The sequence below is a fragment of the Pseudoalteromonas sp. S408 genome (genome assembly GCF_005886645.1).
Classification (GTDB): Bacteria; Pseudomonadota; Gammaproteobacteria; order Enterobacterales; family Alteromonadaceae; genus Pseudoalteromonas.
Genome location: NZ_PNDY01000030.1, coordinates 1 through 17,696 on the forward strand (window position 1 = coordinate 1; position 17,696 = coordinate 17,696).

The window sequence follows — 17,696 nt, forward strand, 5'->3', positions numbered from 1 at the left end:
CCAACCCCCCCCCCCCCCCACCCCCCACCCCCCCACCCCCCACCCTATTTGTGTACACGACGCACATCCCACCTAAGAAGGCAAGTGCGGCGAAGGTAAATGTGGCGGCGACGCAAAAGGTAAAAAAGAAGGCAAGTGCGGCGAAGGTAAATGTGGTGGCGACGCAAAAGGTAAAAAAGAGGGCAAGTGTGGCGAAGGTAAATGTGGTGGCCGTTAATTTCTTAATTTAATTAAGTTATGCTAAAGGGCCAATGGCCCTTTTTTGTTAATATCAGAGGCACTTATGACACAAATGCATAGTACTGAATTTGGAATGGTCGGCCTAGGTTTGCGCCGCGAAATGCTAGATGAGTTATTAGAACACGTCCCACAGCCAATTGACTTTCTGGAAGTCGCGCCTGAAAACTGGCTAAAACTGGGCGGCCGATTTAAAAAGCAATTTAAAACATTAACCGATGCTAATAATTTTGTGTGTCATGGCTTGTCTTTGTCAATTGGTTCGCCAGAGCCGCTTGATATTGAGTTTATTAAATCGTTAAAAGTTTTTTTTGATCAGTATAACATTAAAATGTTTAGTGAGCATTTGAGTTATTGCTCTGGTCAAGGACATATGTATGATCTAATGCCCATCCCTTTTACCGAAGAGGCAATTGCGCACGTTGTGCCCCGAATTAAGCAAGTACAAGACATGCTTGAACGACCTATTGCGATGGAAAATATATCTTATTACGGTGCGCCAGGCCAAGAGTTAACTGAACTTGAATTTACTAATGAAATTTTAGAGCAAGCAGATTGCAAATTGTTGCTTGATGTAAATAATATTTATGTTAACTCGATAAATCATGGTTATGACGCAAATACTTTTTTAGCCGGCTTACCTACAAAGCGAATAGCTTACGGGCATGTCGCGGGGCATTATAATGAGGCTGATGACTTAATTGTCGATACCCATGGTGCTGATGTGATTGATCCCGTATGGGAGCTGCTCGATAAAGCGTATAGCGTTCATGGTGTATTTGCGACTCTCCTCGAGCGTGACTTTAATATTCCTTCAATGCATGTATTAACTAAAGAGCTTGATATTATTTATCAATTACAACAAAAGCATTTGAATTATGGGCGTTCAAAAAAACATGCTTAAAGCGAATTTTAATTAAGCAGTGGGTACTCAGCTATGAGCTTTACAGATGTACAAAATGAATTTATGGCGCACATACGTGAGCCAAAAAAAAATAAAAAGCCAACTGATATTGAAGATAGACGTATGGCTATATATCGCGACCTGTTCTTTAATAATATTGAAGGATTCATTTCTTCTGGATATCCGGTCTTAAAAACCCTCTACAGTGACAAACAGTGGAAAAAGCTGGTCAGGCAGTTTTTCAGTGAATATGATTGTCAATCACCCTATTTTTTAGATATTGCAGGGGAGTTTATTCATTACTTATCCGGTAATTATAAAATGAAAAAATATGATCCTGCTTTTATGTTAGAGCTTGCGCATTATGAATGGATAGAGCTTGACGTCTCAATAGCAAACGAAGACCCTAACGAGAAAAAACTACAACAAACAGCTTTAACTAAAAGTCCATTATTTTTATCAAGCTTAGCGAGAAATTTGAGTTACCAATTTCCAGTGCAAACTATTAGCGCTCAAGTCCGGCCAAAAGCGCCATCGGTTGTACCTAACTATTTTGTTGTTTATAGAGATGAAGAAGACGATGTACAATTTTTAGCAACCAATGCAATGACGGCTTTATTACTCTCTATCATTGAAAGCGTTGAAGGCATTACATTTGATAACCTGTGTCAACAGGTCATTAATCAGGCACCTCAGTTTAACGAAGAGCAAATAACACAAGGGGCACTTGTGACAATCAATGCGCTGATTGAACGTGGTGTAATCGTGACAAAAAATCAAGATTAAGGCCTTTATTGATGTTTTTACATCGTCTATCATGGCAGCCTTATTTATCGTGCTTAATAAAAGGTTGTACCATGTCAGATGATAAAGACTTTAAAGATCCGTTTAACGCTACTTACTTTATTGCTTTTCTAGCGGTATTTGCAGGTATTGGTTGTTTAAATGCAATTTTAGGTTGGATCACTAGCTTAACCTAAAACGTATTTATAGCTTAAGGCTGTTGTCAACATCAGCCTTAATGCTTTGCCTCTCTATCCTCTATAACCCTTCAATTTTTTGTTAAAGTCACAGCAAACTCGCAATTAAAGTTCACTTAAGGTTATAATCACCTGCTTTGTAATATCAACCATTGAGCAGCAAAACTTATGACTCAAGTAACACCAGCAATTATTAAAAACAGCATTACCACAATTGCTGATTATCCAAAAGCGGGCATTATGTTTCGCGATGTAACTACATTAATGGCAAATCCTGAAGCGTTTAAAGCCACTATTGATGCGTTCATAACCGAATATAAAGACCAAGGTTTTACAAAAATTATTGGCACAGAATCTCGTGGCTTTATTTTTGGAGCGCCTTTATCTTATGCTTTAGGTATTCCTTTTATTCCTGTGCGTAAGCCTGGCAAATTACCGCGTGAAGTTATTCGCCAAGATTACTTGTTAGAATACGGTGAAGACACGCTAGAACTTCATGTTGATGCAATTGTACCCGGTGACAAAGTGCTTCTTGTTGATGATCTTTTAGCAACAGGCGGAACAATTGAAGCGACCGCTAAACTAGTTAATAAACTAGGTGGTGAAGCGACTGATGCTGCATTTGTTGTATCACTGCCTGAATTAGGTGGCGAACAACGCATTGAGAAAATGGGTATCAAAATCTTAAAGTTGGTTGAATTCGAAGGCGAATAATCGATGAGTTATCAGGTTCTAGCGAGAAAATGGCGTCCACAAACCTTTCATGAATTGGTTGGGCAGTCTCATGTTAAACAAGCGCTTGTAAACGCGCTGACACAAAATAGACTGCATCACGCGTATTTATTCACTGGAACCCGAGGTGTTGGTAAAACAACTATTGCGCGTATTTTTGCAAAAAGCTTAAATTGCGACGAAGGTATTTCGGCATTTCCTTGTGGACAATGTAGCAGCTGTACAGATATTGAAGCAGGGCGCTACATTGACTTACTAGAAATTGATGCTGCCTCTCGTACTAAAGTAGAAGATACGCGTGAAATACTTGATAATGTTCAATACGCACCTACGCGTGGGCGTTATAAAGTATACCTAATAGATGAAGTTCACATGCTTTCAAAGCATAGTTTTAATGCGCTTTTAAAAACGCTCGAAGAACCGCCAGAGCATGTGAAGTTTTTACTTGCAACAACCGATCCCCAAAAGTTACCCGTCACTATTTTATCGCGATGTCTACAGTTTAATTTAAACGCTTTGTCGCAAAGTGAAATTAAAACACAGCTCCAACACGTATTAACGCAAGAGCAACTCAGCTTTGATAACGATGCACTTAGCATTATTGCAAAAGCTGCTGATGGCAGTATGCGCGATGCACTTAGCTTAACCGATCAAGCTATAGCACAAACGAATGGTGATATTAATAACCAAGCGGTTCAAGCAATGCTTGGTTTAATGGATACACACTACAGCCAAAGTTTATTAGCGGCATTGCTGAGCCAAGATGGCGCAGCGCTCATGAGCGAAATAGCCAATGTGGCGAGCAAAAATCCAAATTATATAGCGTTACTTGATGATTTAATTTCATTAACGCATTTAATTCAGCTTACCCAATTAGTGCCTCAAGCCGCTGGGCTTGATGAAACCAATGCTGATTACATAAAACACGTCGCAGAGCACACCAGTGCAAAGCAAGTTCAGGTTTATTACCAGTTACTGTTAAATGGTAAAAAAGATTTACAATGGGCCCCTGAGCCACGTTTAGGTTTTGAAATGATCTTACTGAGGTTGCTTGCATTTCAACCTGCAGGAAACGACACTCAGCAGAGCGTGATAAATACGCCTCAATCATCGGTAAGTGATACTGAAAGCCGAGCTAATGCACTGCGTGATATTTTAAGTAAAAAAAAACCTGAAAACAGCAATAACCCTGCTGAACACAGTGACACAAGTAATATTCAGCAATCAGCCGAAAAATCGCTTGTAACTATCGATCAGCAAGCGGAAGTGACACCGAGTGTCATCGACAGGCCTGTTGATTCTGAGCAAGTAGAGCATGTACAGGTTAAAACTGAAGAGGCTCAAACTGAAGCGAGCCAAAACACGCCTAAAGAGCAATTAAGCGACGATCAAGCACAGCGTAACAGCGAAAATGAAGCTTACATGCAGCACAGTGATGTGGAGCAAACATTATCTGCACAATTTGATGACGTAATGAGCAGCGCGCTAGACCAAGGCTTTAATCCTCACATTCACAGTGATCAGCAGGTAAACGAATCACCTCAAAGCGCATCGCAACAGGTTGAATCGCAAAGCGAACAATCATCTACCGATTCATCTTCACTGCATGATAAAGAGTCTCAGGCACAATCAGCCATTGCGCGAATCTTACGTGACAGAAATATATCAGGTTCAGGGCGGTTATCGGGACATAACATAGCCCAGCCGCCAGTTCCCAAAAAACCAGAAATTGACACTAGGGAGCAAAGTAATAGGCCGGTTAGTTCGCCAATTGCACAGCAAAGCGAAGCCACTAATAAAGATAGACAAAGCCATTTTGATAATACAGAACAACAAATCCCTGCGCCTCCAACGGGATCTGCTAACCCACCGCCGTGGGATAACTACAATATAGGCGAGCATGAAAAAAAGCCTGAGCTCCCTGTTAGCGGGAGCCAAATACAACGCCCAAGTGTAGTCGCTGCAAACGCACAGAAAGTTGATTTTAAAGCTAAGCATCAAACAATCACTGAAAATTTAGCGCCTGAATTATTGGAACAAATTAATCCTCAAAGTGTGCCAACTCCAGCTCCGCAAGAGGAAAGTATTCCAGTCCCCGACGATTTTCAAAGTCCTATAAGTGAAATAAAGTTTGCTCATCAGCAAGATGAGTGGGCTTATTTAATAAAACGCATGGGGCTGGGCGGACGAATGCGCCAATTTGCGCTGCATTCAATTTTTACAAAGCAGGGAAGTAATTTACATATAGATGTTGATGAGTCGCAAAAACATCTCGATACTCCCATGCTTCGTCAAAAACTTGATGCCGCACTATCGAGTATTTACGATCACAATGTATCGCTGAGTATAAACTTTGCTCAAGGAGTTATCGATTCGCCTTACTTAATTCAGCAAAAAATAGATGCAGGGCGTCATCAGCAAGCAATTGATGTGATCACTAGCGACGAAAATATAGTACAATTTCAACAACTATTTAGTGCCGAAATTGACGAAAACAGTATTCAGGCATTGTAATTCTATACAATCGCCCTTATCTTCATGACAATTAAAGATTAAAAGAAAGAGAGAAAATTATGTTTAAAGGTGGAATGGGTAACATGATGAAGCAAGCGCAGCAAATGCAAGAGCGCATGCAAAAAGCCCAAGACGAAATTGCAACAATGGAAGTTGTTGGTGAAGCGGGTGCAGGCTTAGTTAAAGTAACCATGCTTGGTAACCACAATGTTCGTCGCGTTGAGCTTGATGAAAGCCTAATGGAAGACGACAAAGACATGATTGAAGACTTACTTGCAGCAGCGTGTAATGATGCTGTGCGCCGTGTGGCTGAAGAAACACAAGAGCGTATGAGCAAAGTAACTGGCGGTATGCAATTACCACCAGGTATGAAAATGCCGTTCTAAATAATAATGCAACTTTCAGATAGTTTAAACCAGCTTATTGAAGCATTACGTTGCCAGCCAGGTATTGGCCCTAAGTCTGCACAACGCATTGCATTTCACTTGCTTGAACGTGATCGTAAAGGCGGTGCGCAATTGGGTAACGCATTAACAAAAGCGATGACAGCCATAGGTCATTGCCAGTCTTGCCGTACCTTTTGTGAGCAACCACAATGTGATATTTGTCTAAGCACAAAACGCCAAGACAGTGGTATTTTGTGTGTCGTCGAGTCGCCTACTGATGTGCTTGCCATTGAGCAAACCGGTCAGTACTTAGGTTTATATTTTGTGCTTATGGGGCATTTATCACCGATTGATGGCATTGGTCCTAAAGAAATAGGCTTGGATGTTTTAGAGCAAAAACTTTCTCAAGGTGGTATTAACGAGGTAATATTAGCAACTAACCCAAGTGTTGAAGGCGAGACTACAGCCCACTACATTGCTCAGCTTTGCCACAAAAATAATGTGGGTGCCTCGCGAATAGCGCACGGTATTCCGGTTGGAGGCGAACTTGATTTAGTTGATGGTAGAACCCTAATGCATGCATTTAGTGGTCGCCGCGTGGTTACACAAGAATAGTTCATTAAAGCGACTGTTTGAAAAGATATGTAAAAGCCTACGTAATTAATTTATGTAGGCTTTTTTGTTTTTAAGGTAAGCTAGCTAAAAATAGTATGCAGTTAATTTGACGGCTAAGTAATCAAAGCCCTTTTTGAGATAGGTTTATTTAGAGTTAAAACGTAAGGATCACAATGAAAACGCATTCAACAAATCAAAGCGGTTTACTCAATAGTAAACGGTTTTTACCTCTGTTTATTACTCAGTTTTTCTCTGCCGTTAACGACAATGTATATAAACAATCGGTCCTTATTTTATTAGTTTTTCAAGCCGCCACGCTTGCCGATGGCGCGCTCTATTCTAACATTGCTGCCGGGCTATTTATTTTACCGTTTTTTTTATTTTCGGGTATGGCAGGGCAGCTTGCTGAAAAAACAGAGAAATCAAAATTAATCAGATGTGTAAAACTGTGCGAAATACCGATTATGGTTGTGGGTGCACTATCAATTTATACCCAGTCCATATGGCTTATGCTCACAACCATATTTTTTATGGGGTTTCAAAGTACGTTCTTTGGCCCCTTAAAATACTCTATTTTACCTCAGCACGTTGGACCAGAGGAGTTAACAAAAGCGAATGGCTTAGTTGAATCGGGCACCTTTGTTGCTATTTTACTAGGGACAATTTTTGGCACTTATTACATTACGCAAAACGTAGGCCCTGCAATTATTAGTATTGCTGTACTTGTGCTCGCTGTAATGGGGTATTTAAGTAGCCGCTTTATTCCTATGAGTGCAGCCAATGAACCTAATTTAGCGTTTACTTACAATATATATGCTTCTACAAAAAATGTGTTTTCAGCCCTTAATTCACAAACAGAGTCTGTGGGTAAATCAGTATTAGGAATAAGCTGGTTTTGGCTAATTGGCGCCATAGTGTTAACCACATTGCCAAACTATGTTAAGCACGTTATGGGTGGGAATGAATTGGTGGTTACGAGTGCGCTGGTAGTGTTTTCGTTAAGTATCGCTGTAGGTTCTTTATTATGTGAAAAGCTGTCGCGTTCGCGAATAGAATTAGGCATTGTGCCTTTCGGCGCCATTTTAATTACTCTATTTTTATACTTACTTAGCCAAGAGCCCGACATTATAAGTTATGGCATGCAAAGCGATGAATTATTAACTTTAAAACAAGTAATAAATACCGGCGATATGCAGTGGCACTTTGTTTGGATGGCAGGCATTGGAATAGCATCAGGCTTTTACACTGTTCCCTTATATGCATTGATACAGCAAAGAACAGAAGAAGCCTGTCGGTCTCGGGTTATTGCAGCTAATAATGTACTTAACGCGTTGTTTATGGTGTGTAGTGCGATTTTAAGTATTGTGACATTGTCTATTTTACAGTGGAGTATTTCGGAGCTACTGCTTTTACTTGCGGGGTTAAATTTACTGATCTCAGTGTATATTTATACCAAAGTACCTGAGTTTTTCTTGCGCTTTATTATCTATATTTTAGCTATTTGTATGTATCGCGTGAAAACCAGAGGCGAAATAAACATTCCAGAGCAAGGTGCAGCGGTTATTGTTGCAAACCATGTCAGCTTTGTTGATTGGATGTTTATTTTAGCCGCATCACCAAGGCCAATTCGTTTTATGGTTTTTGCGCCCATTTATTATTCTCCTGCGTTGCATTGGTTATTTAAAATGGCCAAAGCAATTCCCATTGACAGTGAAAAAGCAAACCCTGAAGCCTTTAAGAAAGCGTTTGACGATGTTGCAGAGGCACTTGAACGCGGCGAGCTTGTGGGTATTTTTCCTGAGGGTAAACTAACCGATGATGGTGGCATTGATATGTTTAGAAGAGGCATAGAGCGAATAATTGAGCGAACACATGTTGCTGTTGTGCCTGTGCATTTAGGTGGGTTATGGGGCAGTATGTTTAGCCGTAAAACTAAGTGGCAATTACCCCGCTTGAAGTGGTCGTTAGTATCGGTGTCAGTTGGCGAGCCTGTTTCAGCAAATAAAGTAAAAGCTGATAACCTGCGCGAACGTGTACTTGATTTAAAACAACTTCATTCTAAAAATAACGATTAATAGGCATGAATAGTAGCCAAACAAACCCTATTATCGACAATTTTATAGCGCCAAAATGTATAGATACGTTTAGTATTTTGTATGAAGATGACGATATTTTAGTTATTAATAAGCCCAGTGGGTTACTGAGTTTATCAGGGAAAAATCCAGTAAACTGGGATTCAGTACATTATCGCTTAGTAAATGGACAAAAAGGGTTAACGCCGCCCTTTTTAAACGCTAAATTAGTTCATCGATTAGATCTAGGCACATCGGGAATAATGCTTGTAAGTCTTAACGATTTGGCGTCAAAGCGCTTAAATAAACAGTTTCAACTACGTAATGTAGAAAAGCATTATGTGGCAATGCTAGAGGGATGTATTAGCGCTGATGAAGGGCAAATTGATGCCCCTATAGCTAAAGATAAACAACTATTTCCGCGTGTAAAAATCTGCAAGCTAGAGGGGAAGCCTGCTGTTACCGAGTTTAAGGTTATAGAGCGCCTTACTAACCCTGTTAGAACTTATGTACGCTTTTCTCCTTTGACTGGGCGTACTCATCAGCTACGCATACATAGTCATTTTATAGGCCACCCTATTTTAGGGTGCGACCTGTATAAGAATGCACAAAGTGAAAAGCTATCAAAACGTCTACAGTTGCATGCAAGCGATCTGTTTTTTGAACATCCCACTACAAATCAAGCAATTCACATCCATTGCCCAAGCCCATTTTAGTGTGAATTAACATTACATTTTTATTTTTTAATTTTTTCCCTTGAAGTTCTATTAGCTCCCCCCATATTAAGTGCATAACGCAGACACTTTGCTAATTGGAGATATATAAATGACTGCAGCACAAAAAGAAACATTAGGCTTTCAAACAGAAGTAAAACAACTATTAAACTTAATGATTCATTCTCTTTATTCAAATAAAGAGATCTTTTTACGTGAGCTTGTATCAAACGCATCAGATGCAGCCGACAAGTTACGTTTTTTAGCGCTTTCAAATGGTGATCTTTACCAAGGCGATGCAGACCTACGCGTTCGTATTAGTGCAGATAAAGAGGCCAATACCGTCACTATTTCAGATAACGGCATCGGTATGACCCGTGAAGAAGTTATCAACTCTTTAGGTACTATTGCAAAATCGGGCACCGCTGAGTTTTTCAAAAACTTAACGGGCGATCAAAGTAAAGATTCACAACTTATTGGTCAGTTTGGTGTTGGTTTTTATTCTGCATTTATTGTTGCTGATTTAGTGACTGTTCGCACACGCAAAGCTGGCGAAACAACTGCTTATGAGTGGGAGTCACAAGGTGAAGGCGAGTACACGCTGCAAGAAATTGAAAAAGAAGGCCGTGGTACCGAAATTATTTTACACCTTCGTGATGACGAAAAAGAATTTGCTGACGAATTCCGCCTACGTGGTATTGTGACTAAATACTCGGATCATATTTCTACGCCTGTACAAATGTACAAAGCAGAAGTACCAGAATCTGAAGGCGAAGATGGCGAAAAAATTCCAGCAGTACCGGGTGAGTGGGAAAGCATTAACCGCGCAACCGCATTATGGACACGTGATAAGTCTGAGCTTTCTGATGAAGAATACAAAGAGTTTTATAAGCATGTAAGCCATGATTGGGAAGATCCACTTAGCTGGGCACATAATAAAGTTGAAGGTAAAACAGAGTACACCAGCCTTTTATATATCCCTAAAAAAGCACCTTTCGACTTATGGAACCGTGAACGCCAAAGTGGTTTAAAACTTTACGTACAACGTGTATTCGTAATGGATGATGCTGAGCAGTTTATGCCAAGCTACTTACGTTTTGTAAAAGGATTATTAGACTCAAACGATTTACCATTGAACGTATCGCGTGAAATTTTACAAGATAACAAAGTAACGCAAGCGATTCGTAAAGGGTGTACCTCGCGTATTATTAAAATGCTTGAGCGTATGGCGAAAAACAAAGCTGACGATTACCAAGTATTTTGGAATGAGTTTGGCCAGGTAATGAAGGAAGGTCCAGCGGAAGACGCAGCAAATAAAGAAGCGATTTGTAAGCTACTTCGTTTTTCTTCAACTCATACTGATTCGCAAACGCAAGATGTGTCGCTTGAACAATATGTTGAGCGTATGAACGAAGGCCAAGAAAAAATATACTACGTGGTAGCTGATACCTTTACAGCCGCTAAAAATTCGCCGCATTTAGAGATTTTCCGCAAAAAAGGCATCGAAGTATTATTGCTAAGTGACCGTGTTGACGAGTGGATGATGAGCCACCTAACTGAGTTTGCAGATAAGCAACTACAGTCAATCACACGTGGTGACTTAGACTTGGGTAAGCTTGATGATGAAGAGACTAAGAAAGCCCAAGAAGAGTCTGAAAAAGAGATGGCAGGCTTAGTAGAGCGCATTAAAACAGCGTTAGGTGAAGATGTTAAAGACGTGCGCTTTACGCATCGTTTAACCGATTCTCCAGCCTGTGTTGTAAGTGATGAGAACGACATGAGCTCGCAAATGCAAAAGTTAATGGAGTCTGTTGGCCAAGCAGCACCAGAGGCTAAACCTGTGTTTGAATTAAACCCAGAGCACCAACTTGTTAAGCATTTAAATGACGAGCAGGATGAAGATAAATTTGCACAATGGTCACATGTATTATTAGACCAGGCATTACTTGCAGAGCGCGGAACATTAAAAGACCCAACAGGATTTGTTACACGCCTAAATAAATTAATGTTAGAGCTAAGCAAATAAAAGTATAAATTGTGTACATATTTAAAAAGGAAGCCTAGGCTTCCTTTTTTTATACGCTACAAAGTAGGCAATTAGTATAAGTTGCTTGAGTATCAGCGGCGCTTATGGAAGAATTCAGGCTTTAAAATAAACTCTCATACTAGGGGACAATGATATGCGCATTATTCTTTTGGGCGCGCCGGGTGCAGGTAAAGGCACTCAAGCTCAGTTTTTAATGGACAAGTACGGTATTCCACAAATTTCGACTGGCGATATGCTACGTGCTGCTATTAAAGAAGGCACTCCACTTGGCTTAGAAGCAAAAAAAGTAATGGACGCAGGTCAGCTAATTTCTGACGATATCATTATTGGTTTAGTGAAAGAGCGTATTGCTAAAGCTGATTGCGAAAAAGGTTTTTTACTAGATGGTTTCCCACGTACTATTCCACAAGCAGATGCAATGAAAGAAAATGGCGTAGTGGTCGATCACGTTATTGAATTTGATGTAGCTGATGAAATTATTGTAGAACGTATGGGCGGACGTCGTGTTCACCCTGGTTCAGGTCGTGTTTACCATGTTGTTTACAACCCACCAAAGGTGGAAGGTAAAGATGATGAGACGGGCGAAGAGTTAATTGTTCGCGCCGACGACACTGAAGAAACAGTGCGTAAACGTCTAGGTATTTACCACGAGCAAACGATGCCATTGGTTGATTACTACCAAGCAGAAGCTGCATCGGGTAACACCCAGTACCACAAACTAGACGGTACACAAGCCGTTGAAGCAGTAAGCCAACAATTAGGTGAGCTGTTAGGCTAAGCCTAATAACAAAAAAACCGCCAGTTGGCGGTTTTTTATTTAGACACTTATAAAGTTTTAAGTTTTTCTATTACGCTGTCGTATTCGGGCTCGGTAGATAGGTTATTCACCAATTGCTTATAAACCACTTTATGGCTCTTATCGAGTATAAAAATAGAGCGCGTTAGAAGCCCCATATCTTTTATAATCACACCATATTTTTGGCCAAAATCACGCCATACCGAATCAGATAATGTGATAACTTTATCTATGTTCTCTGCTTTACAAAATCGTTTTTGGGCAAACGGTAAATCAGCACTGATAGTCAATATTTCAATACTTGGAAATTGCAGCGCCACTTTTTCGTTAAAATGCTTTGTTTGTAAACTGCACACGCCTGTATCTAAACTTGGTACTACACTAATTAGTAAAGCTTGCCCTTTATAATCGTTAAGTGTTACTGGCGTAAAATTACCATCAACTACTTTAAAGTCAGGAGCGTTATCCCCTATAACTACGCCTTTGCCCATTAAAGTAATTGGTTTACCTTGGACCGATACTTTACCTGCATCGAGGATATTTTCTGGGTAATCGGCTGCAAAAGCAACGGAGCAAAATGCACTCAGCACAAACGCGAGCGAACGAAACATAAGGTATTTCCTTTTAAATTAACGCAATGGGTGACAGTGTATTATACTGCGTATAAGTAACCAAGAGATTATACGTTCTTGCTCAGTAAGAATTAATTATGAGATTTTAAATTGTAAACGGCTGAAACTTTGATTAACATATAGTTACAAAAAATATCTTAAATAATAAAAATAATAAGCCACTATCATTTTTTGATGTTAATACTTGGTTTAAAAATAGAGAGATAGTATGCCAACATCAGTATTAGTATGTGATGATTCCAAATTAGCGAGGCGTCAATTAGCTCGCTCATTGCCGGAAGATTGGGACATAAAAGTTGAGTTTGCAATTAACGGTGTTGATTGTATAAAGCAAATAAAAGCTGTTGAACCAGAAATTCTATTCCTTGATCTTAATATGCCTGAAATGGACGGGTATGAAGTGTTAATGGCAATGAAAGAGTTAGGGTTAAATTTGCTCACCGTTGTTGTGTCTGGAGACATACAACCTAACGCTCATCAGCGTGTACTAGACTTGGGTGCTATCGATTTTATTCAAAAACCTTGCTCACCAGAAAAGCTTGCCGAAATAATAGAGCATCATGGAATTAAAGATAAGGCCATGCGTGAGCGCTTATCTCACTCATTAGGCGAGCAAGTTGACCCTGATGTTAGAGATATTTACCAAGAACTTACAAACGTTGCTATGGGGCAAGCAGGCGACTTGCTTGCAAGATTACTCAATGTGTTTGTTGAATTACCCATTCCAAATGTCAATATTTTAGAGGTGAGCGAACTTGATATGGCGCTTCGCTCCATTGATAATAACGCCTCTACATCTGGTGTGTGCCAAGGCTTTATTGGCGGTGGTGTATCGGGAGAGGCGCTTTTATTATTAAATGATTCCAGTTTTAAAGAAATTGCGTCTTTGATGAACTACGACGGTGTGCTTAACGATAACGTAGAGCTTGAGTTACTGATGGACATTAGTAACATTTTAATTGGTGCTATTTTAACTGGGCTTTCAAAACAACTCGACATGTCGTTTAGTCAAGGCCACCCAATTGTTTTAGGCCAACACAGAGATGTTTCTGAACTTGTAAAAGCAAACAAGTCTCGCTGGCAGCGAACACTTGCAATTGAGATTAGCTACGGCATTGAAAATCACGATATAAACTGTGATTTAATGTTGTTATTCACCGAAGACTCACTCAAAACTTTGAAATACAAAGTTGCTTACCTATTAGAAGATTAAGTTATGGCTGCTGATTTAGATATGAATGAGATCCATTGGTTAATGGATATGTTTAATACCGTTGATGTGGGTTTGGTCGTTCTTGATAGAGATTACAAAGTATGTGTGTGGAATGGCTTTATGGAAAACCATTCAGGCCTGTTGCCAAGTGCGGTAAAGCATAAAGATTTATTTGATTTGTTTCCTGCAATAGATGAGAAGTGGTTCAGAAGTAAGTCTGAATCTGTATTCGTTTTAAAAAATCGCTCATTTACTATTTGGGAGCAACAGCCTTACATATTTAGATTTAAAAATTACAGGCCTATTACCGGCAAAGCCGAATATATGTATCAAAATGCCACATTTATACCATTGACTAATATTCGTGCTGAAGTGAGTCACTTGTGTATTATTTTGTACGACGTAACCGATATTGCTGTAAATAAAAAAGAATTAGAAGATTTAAACGCACGTTTAGAACAAGTAAGCCAAACAGATAGCCTTACTCAATTGTATAACCGTGGTCATTGGGAATCGACGCTTAAACAGGAGTTTTTGCGGATTAAGCGCAATGGTGGTTCTAGCGCTTTACTGATGTTTGATATAGACAGGTTTAAAGTCGTTAATGATGAGTATGGCCATACCTGTGGTGACGAAGCATTGCGCCACTTGTCAAAGTTATTAAAAACAACACTGCGCGAAACAGATATTGCAGGAAGGTACGGTGGTGAGGAGTTTGTTGTAACCTTACTTGATACTGACGAGAAGGGGGCCGAGATTTTCGCTGAACGCTTAAGGGTATTAATTGAGCAAAGTCCTGTTTTATACAAACAACTTGAAGTGAAAGTGACCGTGAGTATTGGTTTTGCTTGTTTTAGTAATGAGTTCAAGGACCATGAGCGCTGGATAGAAGCTGCAGATAAAGCCATGTATCAATCTAAAAAGAATGGGCGAAATAAAGTCACCGCCTATGCTGATATGAAAAATGACGCTTAAGCGTCATTTTTTATTAATTATTTTTAGTCTGCCGCTTTGATTTTAATTACTCGGTTGTATGGCGAAAGTCGTCTTTAGGGCATTGGCCAACTGTTGTTACTTGTTCATTATTGTCGAGTTCTTCAAGTTTTACTTTAAATCCCCATAATCTATAAAGATGCTTAAGTACTTCCTCATGTGTATTTGCTAAAGGTATATTATTGTGCGGCACATACCTAAGCGTTAACGAGCGATCTCCTCTGATATCAACATCGTACACTTGAATGTTAGGTTCGTGATTACTTAAGTTATATTGAGCTGAAAGCGCTTCTCTTACAGCTTTGTAGCCACTGTCGTTATGAATTGCACCTATTTCTAAATGCGGAGCGCTTGCGTTATCAATAAGTGTAAATAGCTTAAAGTCGCGAATTAATTTAGGGGATAAAAACTGGCTTATAAAGCTTTCATCCTTAAAGTTTTGCATAGCAAAATGCAGGGTATCAAGCCAATTACTTCCAGCGTATTCAGGAAACCACCTTTTATCCTCCTCAGTAGGGTGTTCGCATAGTCTCCTTATATCAACCATCATATTAAAACCCAAGGCATACGGGTTTATCCCCGAGTAATACTGACTATTGTAAGGTGGTTGGTAAACAACATTTGTGTGGCTTTGTAAAAATTCCAGCATAAATGAATCAGTAAGTTTACCTTCATCATATAGGTGATTTAAAATGGTGTAATGCCAAAAGGTGGCCCAGCCTTCATTCATTACTTGTGTTTGTTTTTGGGGGTAAAAGTATTGTGATATTTTACGTACTATACGAATAACTTCACGTTGCCAAGGCTCTAAAAGAGGGGCATTTTTTTCTATAAAGTACAAAATATTTTCTTGTGGCTCTTTGGGAAAGTGGCGTTCTTTCTTTTTAGCTTCTTGATGGTTTTCTGGGATTGTTCGCCATAATTCGTTCACTTGAGATTGCAAATAAGCCTCGCGTTCTTCTTGGCGCTTTTGCTCTTCAAATAACGAAATTTGTTGCGGGCGCTTATAACGATCAACGCCATAGTTCATAAGTGCATGGCATGAGTCTAGTAAGGTTTCTACTGCCGTCACACCGTATTTCTCTTCGCAGCGGCTGATATAATTTTTAGAGAATACAAGGTAATCAATGATAGAGCTGGCATCGGTCCATGTTTTAAATAAATAATTACCTTTAAAAAAAGAGTTGTGGCCATAACATGCATGCGCCATAACCAGTGCTTGCATAGGTAACGTATTTTCTTCCATTAAGTATGCAATACAGGGGTCTGAATTAATCACTATTTCATACGCCAAGCCCATTTGCCCGCGTTTATAGTTTTGCTCTGTTTGGATGAATTTTTTCCCGTAAGACCAATGGTTGTAGCCAATAGGCATCCCAACGCTTGAGTATGCATCCATCATTTGTTCGGCGGTAATCACTTCTATCTGATTAGGGTAAGTGTCTAACCGGTAATGATCTGCAACGCGGGCTATTTCTGTTTGATACTCATTTAACAAATCAAAAGTCCAATCAGGGCCGTCACTCATTCGTTTAGTATTCATATTAATACCTCGCTTAGTTATGCAGCGCCTTCTTGTTGCCGACCTTTTTTAAATAGCTCCCTAAATATAGGGTAAATGTCTTCAACACTTTGAATGTGCTGTATGGCAAAGTTAGAGTGTGTTTGCGTAATATTTAGATATTCTCGCCATAGGCTTTGATGAGCACGCGTTGTGATTTCAATGTAGGCAAAATAGCGAACAGCACCTAAAAGGCTATTACGTAATATTTGCCCGCAATGCGGAGTATCGTCAGCCCAGTTATCACCGTCAGATGCTTGTGCTGCATATATATTCCATTCGTCTGCGTTGTATCGCTCTTTAATTATTTTATCCATTAATTTAAGTGCGCTGGATACGATAGTTCCGCCAGTTTCTTGAGAGTAAAAAAACGTTTGTTCATCTACTTCAGTGGCTTGCGTATGATGACGAATATAAACCACCTCAATGTCTTTATAGCTGCGAGTTAAAAATTGATACAACAAGATGTAAAACCGTTTTGCCATGTCTTTCGTGGCTTGGTCCATAGAACCCGACACATCCATAATACAAAACATAACTGCTTTACTGGTGGGATGAGGGCGCTTCTCGTAATTTCTAAATCGCAAGTCGTAGTTATCAATAAATGGCACAGCTTTAATTTGCTGTTTAAGTAGGCTTATTTCTTTTTGTAAAAGTGCAACAGCTGCTTTATCGCTATGTTGTTCATGTATTAATATTTTTAACTGGGCTTCTAACTCGGCTAAGCGGCGCTTTTTACCTGCGCTCATAGCAACACGTCGAGCTAGTGAACCCTGTAGCGAACGTACAATATCAATATTACTTGGCATGCCTTCACTGCAAAAACCGGCACGGTGGGTTTTCATTTGTACAAGTTTATCAAGCTGATTTTCTTGAAGGTTGGGTAGTTCTAAGTCTTCAAAAAGTAGATCGAGGTATTCATCTTTTGAAATAGAGAATACAAATTCGTCTTGACCTTCACCAGAGTCGCTTGCCTCTCCTTGACCTGAACCATCACCCTGACCGCCTTTGGGGCGCTCTATTTTATCACCAGTTGCAAATTGATCGTTACCCGGGTGAACTTGTTTTTTATTACCGCCTTTACCTTGGTGAAAGCTTGGCTCACTAATATCACGTTGCGGAATAGAAATACTTTCACCCGATGTAGAGTCGGTAACACTGCGATTATTTATTGCATCGGACACTGCTTCTTTTATCTGTTTTTTATAACGCCTGATAAAGCGCTGACGATTCACGGTACTTTTATTTTTACCGTTTAAACGCCTGTCTATAAAATGCGCCATATTTACCTCCTAAAACCA

At 39.7% G+C, this 17,696-nt stretch carries 17 protein-coding genes; 14 read left to right on the forward strand and 3 right to left on the reverse strand.

What is annotated here, in order from left to right:
• The 12 genes from CWB62_RS18765 to adk all read left to right on the forward strand — a co-directional run.
• The coding region (locus CWB62_RS18765; RefSeq protein ID WP_212747499.1) for a hypothetical protein at window positions 1–230 on the forward strand (230 nt) is incomplete at its 5' end.
• Between the two features lie 53 nt (window positions 231–283).
• Complete coding sequence (locus CWB62_RS16530) at window positions 284–1,141, forward strand: HvfB family MNIO-type RiPP peptide maturase (protein ID WP_502704955.1); 858 nt, start codon at window positions 284–286, stop codon at window positions 1,139–1,141.
• A gap of 33 nt (window positions 1,142–1,174) precedes the next feature.
• A complete protein-coding gene (locus CWB62_RS16535; protein ID WP_058404297.1) occupies window positions 1,175–1,927 on the forward strand; it encodes an HvfC family RiPP maturation protein in 753 nt (250 codons plus the stop codon).
• A gap of 71 nt (window positions 1,928–1,998) precedes the next feature.
• Window positions 1,999–2,121, forward strand: coding sequence for a hypothetical protein (locus CWB62_RS18950; protein ID WP_008132255.1), 123 nt, complete (start codon window positions 1,999–2,001; stop codon window positions 2,119–2,121).
• 168 nt (window positions 2,122–2,289) lie between these two features.
• Entirely contained in the window at window positions 2,290–2,835 is a 546-nt protein-coding gene (gene apt, locus CWB62_RS16540) for an adenine phosphoribosyltransferase (protein WP_058404298.1), read from the forward strand.
• Between the two features lie 3 nt (window positions 2,836–2,838).
• The gene (dnaX, locus tag CWB62_RS16545; protein WP_138527929.1) at window positions 2,839–5,367 is read left to right on the forward strand and encodes a DNA polymerase III subunit gamma/tau; all 2,529 of its coding nucleotides are present in this window, start codon (window positions 2,839–2,841) and stop codon (window positions 5,365–5,367) included.
• A 59-nt stretch (window positions 5,368–5,426) separates the two neighbouring features.
• A complete protein-coding gene (locus tag CWB62_RS16550; RefSeq protein ID WP_006792396.1) occupies window positions 5,427–5,753 on the forward strand; it encodes a YbaB/EbfC family nucleoid-associated protein in 327 nt (108 codons plus the stop codon).
• Window positions 5,754–5,759: 6 nt separating this feature from the next.
• The gene (gene recR / locus CWB62_RS16555) at window positions 5,760–6,368 is read left to right on the forward strand and encodes a recombination mediator RecR (RefSeq protein ID WP_058404300.1); all 609 of its coding nucleotides are present in this window, start codon (window positions 5,760–5,762) and stop codon (window positions 6,366–6,368) included.
• Between the two features lie 173 nt (window positions 6,369–6,541).
• Window positions 6,542–8,443: an MFS transporter gene (locus tag CWB62_RS16560; protein ID WP_058404301.1), complete on the forward strand. Its 1,902-nt coding sequence runs from the start codon at window positions 6,542–6,544 to the stop codon at window positions 8,441–8,443.
• Between the two features lie 5 nt (window positions 8,444–8,448).
• A complete protein-coding gene (locus CWB62_RS16565) occupies window positions 8,449–9,156 on the forward strand; it encodes an RluA family pseudouridine synthase (RefSeq protein WP_058404302.1) in 708 nt (235 codons plus the stop codon).
• A gap of 109 nt (window positions 9,157–9,265) precedes the next feature.
• Entirely contained in the window at window positions 9,266–11,179 is a 1,914-nt protein-coding gene (gene htpG, locus CWB62_RS16570; protein ID WP_058404303.1) for a molecular chaperone HtpG, read from the forward strand.
• A gap of 154 nt (window positions 11,180–11,333) precedes the next feature.
• Entirely contained in the window at window positions 11,334–11,978 is a 645-nt protein-coding gene (gene adk / locus CWB62_RS16575) for an adenylate kinase (protein WP_058404304.1), read from the forward strand.
• 47 nt (window positions 11,979–12,025) lie between these two features.
• On the opposite strand, the gene tpx is transcribed toward adk, so the two are convergent.
• On the reverse strand, window positions 12,026–12,607 hold the full coding sequence (gene tpx, locus CWB62_RS16580; protein ID WP_058404305.1) for a thiol peroxidase: 582 nt from the start codon (window positions 12,605–12,607) through the stop codon (window positions 12,026–12,028).
• Window positions 12,608–12,836: 229 nt separating this feature from the next.
• Between tpx and CWB62_RS16585 the strand changes: the two genes are divergently transcribed.
• Window positions 12,837–13,841 (forward strand): response regulator, encoded by a 1,005-nt coding sequence (locus tag CWB62_RS16585; protein WP_058404306.1) that lies wholly within the window; start codon window positions 12,837–12,839, stop codon window positions 13,839–13,841.
• Between the two features lie 3 nt (window positions 13,842–13,844).
• On the forward strand, window positions 13,845–14,816 hold the full coding sequence (locus tag CWB62_RS16590) for a sensor domain-containing diguanylate cyclase (RefSeq protein ID WP_058404307.1): 972 nt from the start codon (window positions 13,845–13,847) through the stop codon (window positions 14,814–14,816).
• A gap of 46 nt (window positions 14,817–14,862) precedes the next feature.
• Here the strand turns inward: CWB62_RS16590 and CWB62_RS16595 are convergent, their stop codons facing one another.
• Window positions 14,863–16,377, reverse strand: coding sequence for a SpoVR family protein (locus CWB62_RS16595; protein ID WP_058404308.1), 1,515 nt, complete (start codon window positions 16,375–16,377; stop codon window positions 14,863–14,865).
• 17 nt (window positions 16,378–16,394) lie between these two features.
• Window positions 16,395–17,678, reverse strand: coding sequence for a YeaH/YhbH family protein (locus CWB62_RS16600; RefSeq protein WP_138527927.1), 1,284 nt, complete (start codon window positions 17,676–17,678; stop codon window positions 16,395–16,397).
• Window positions 17,679–17,696: the final 18 nt, after the last annotated feature.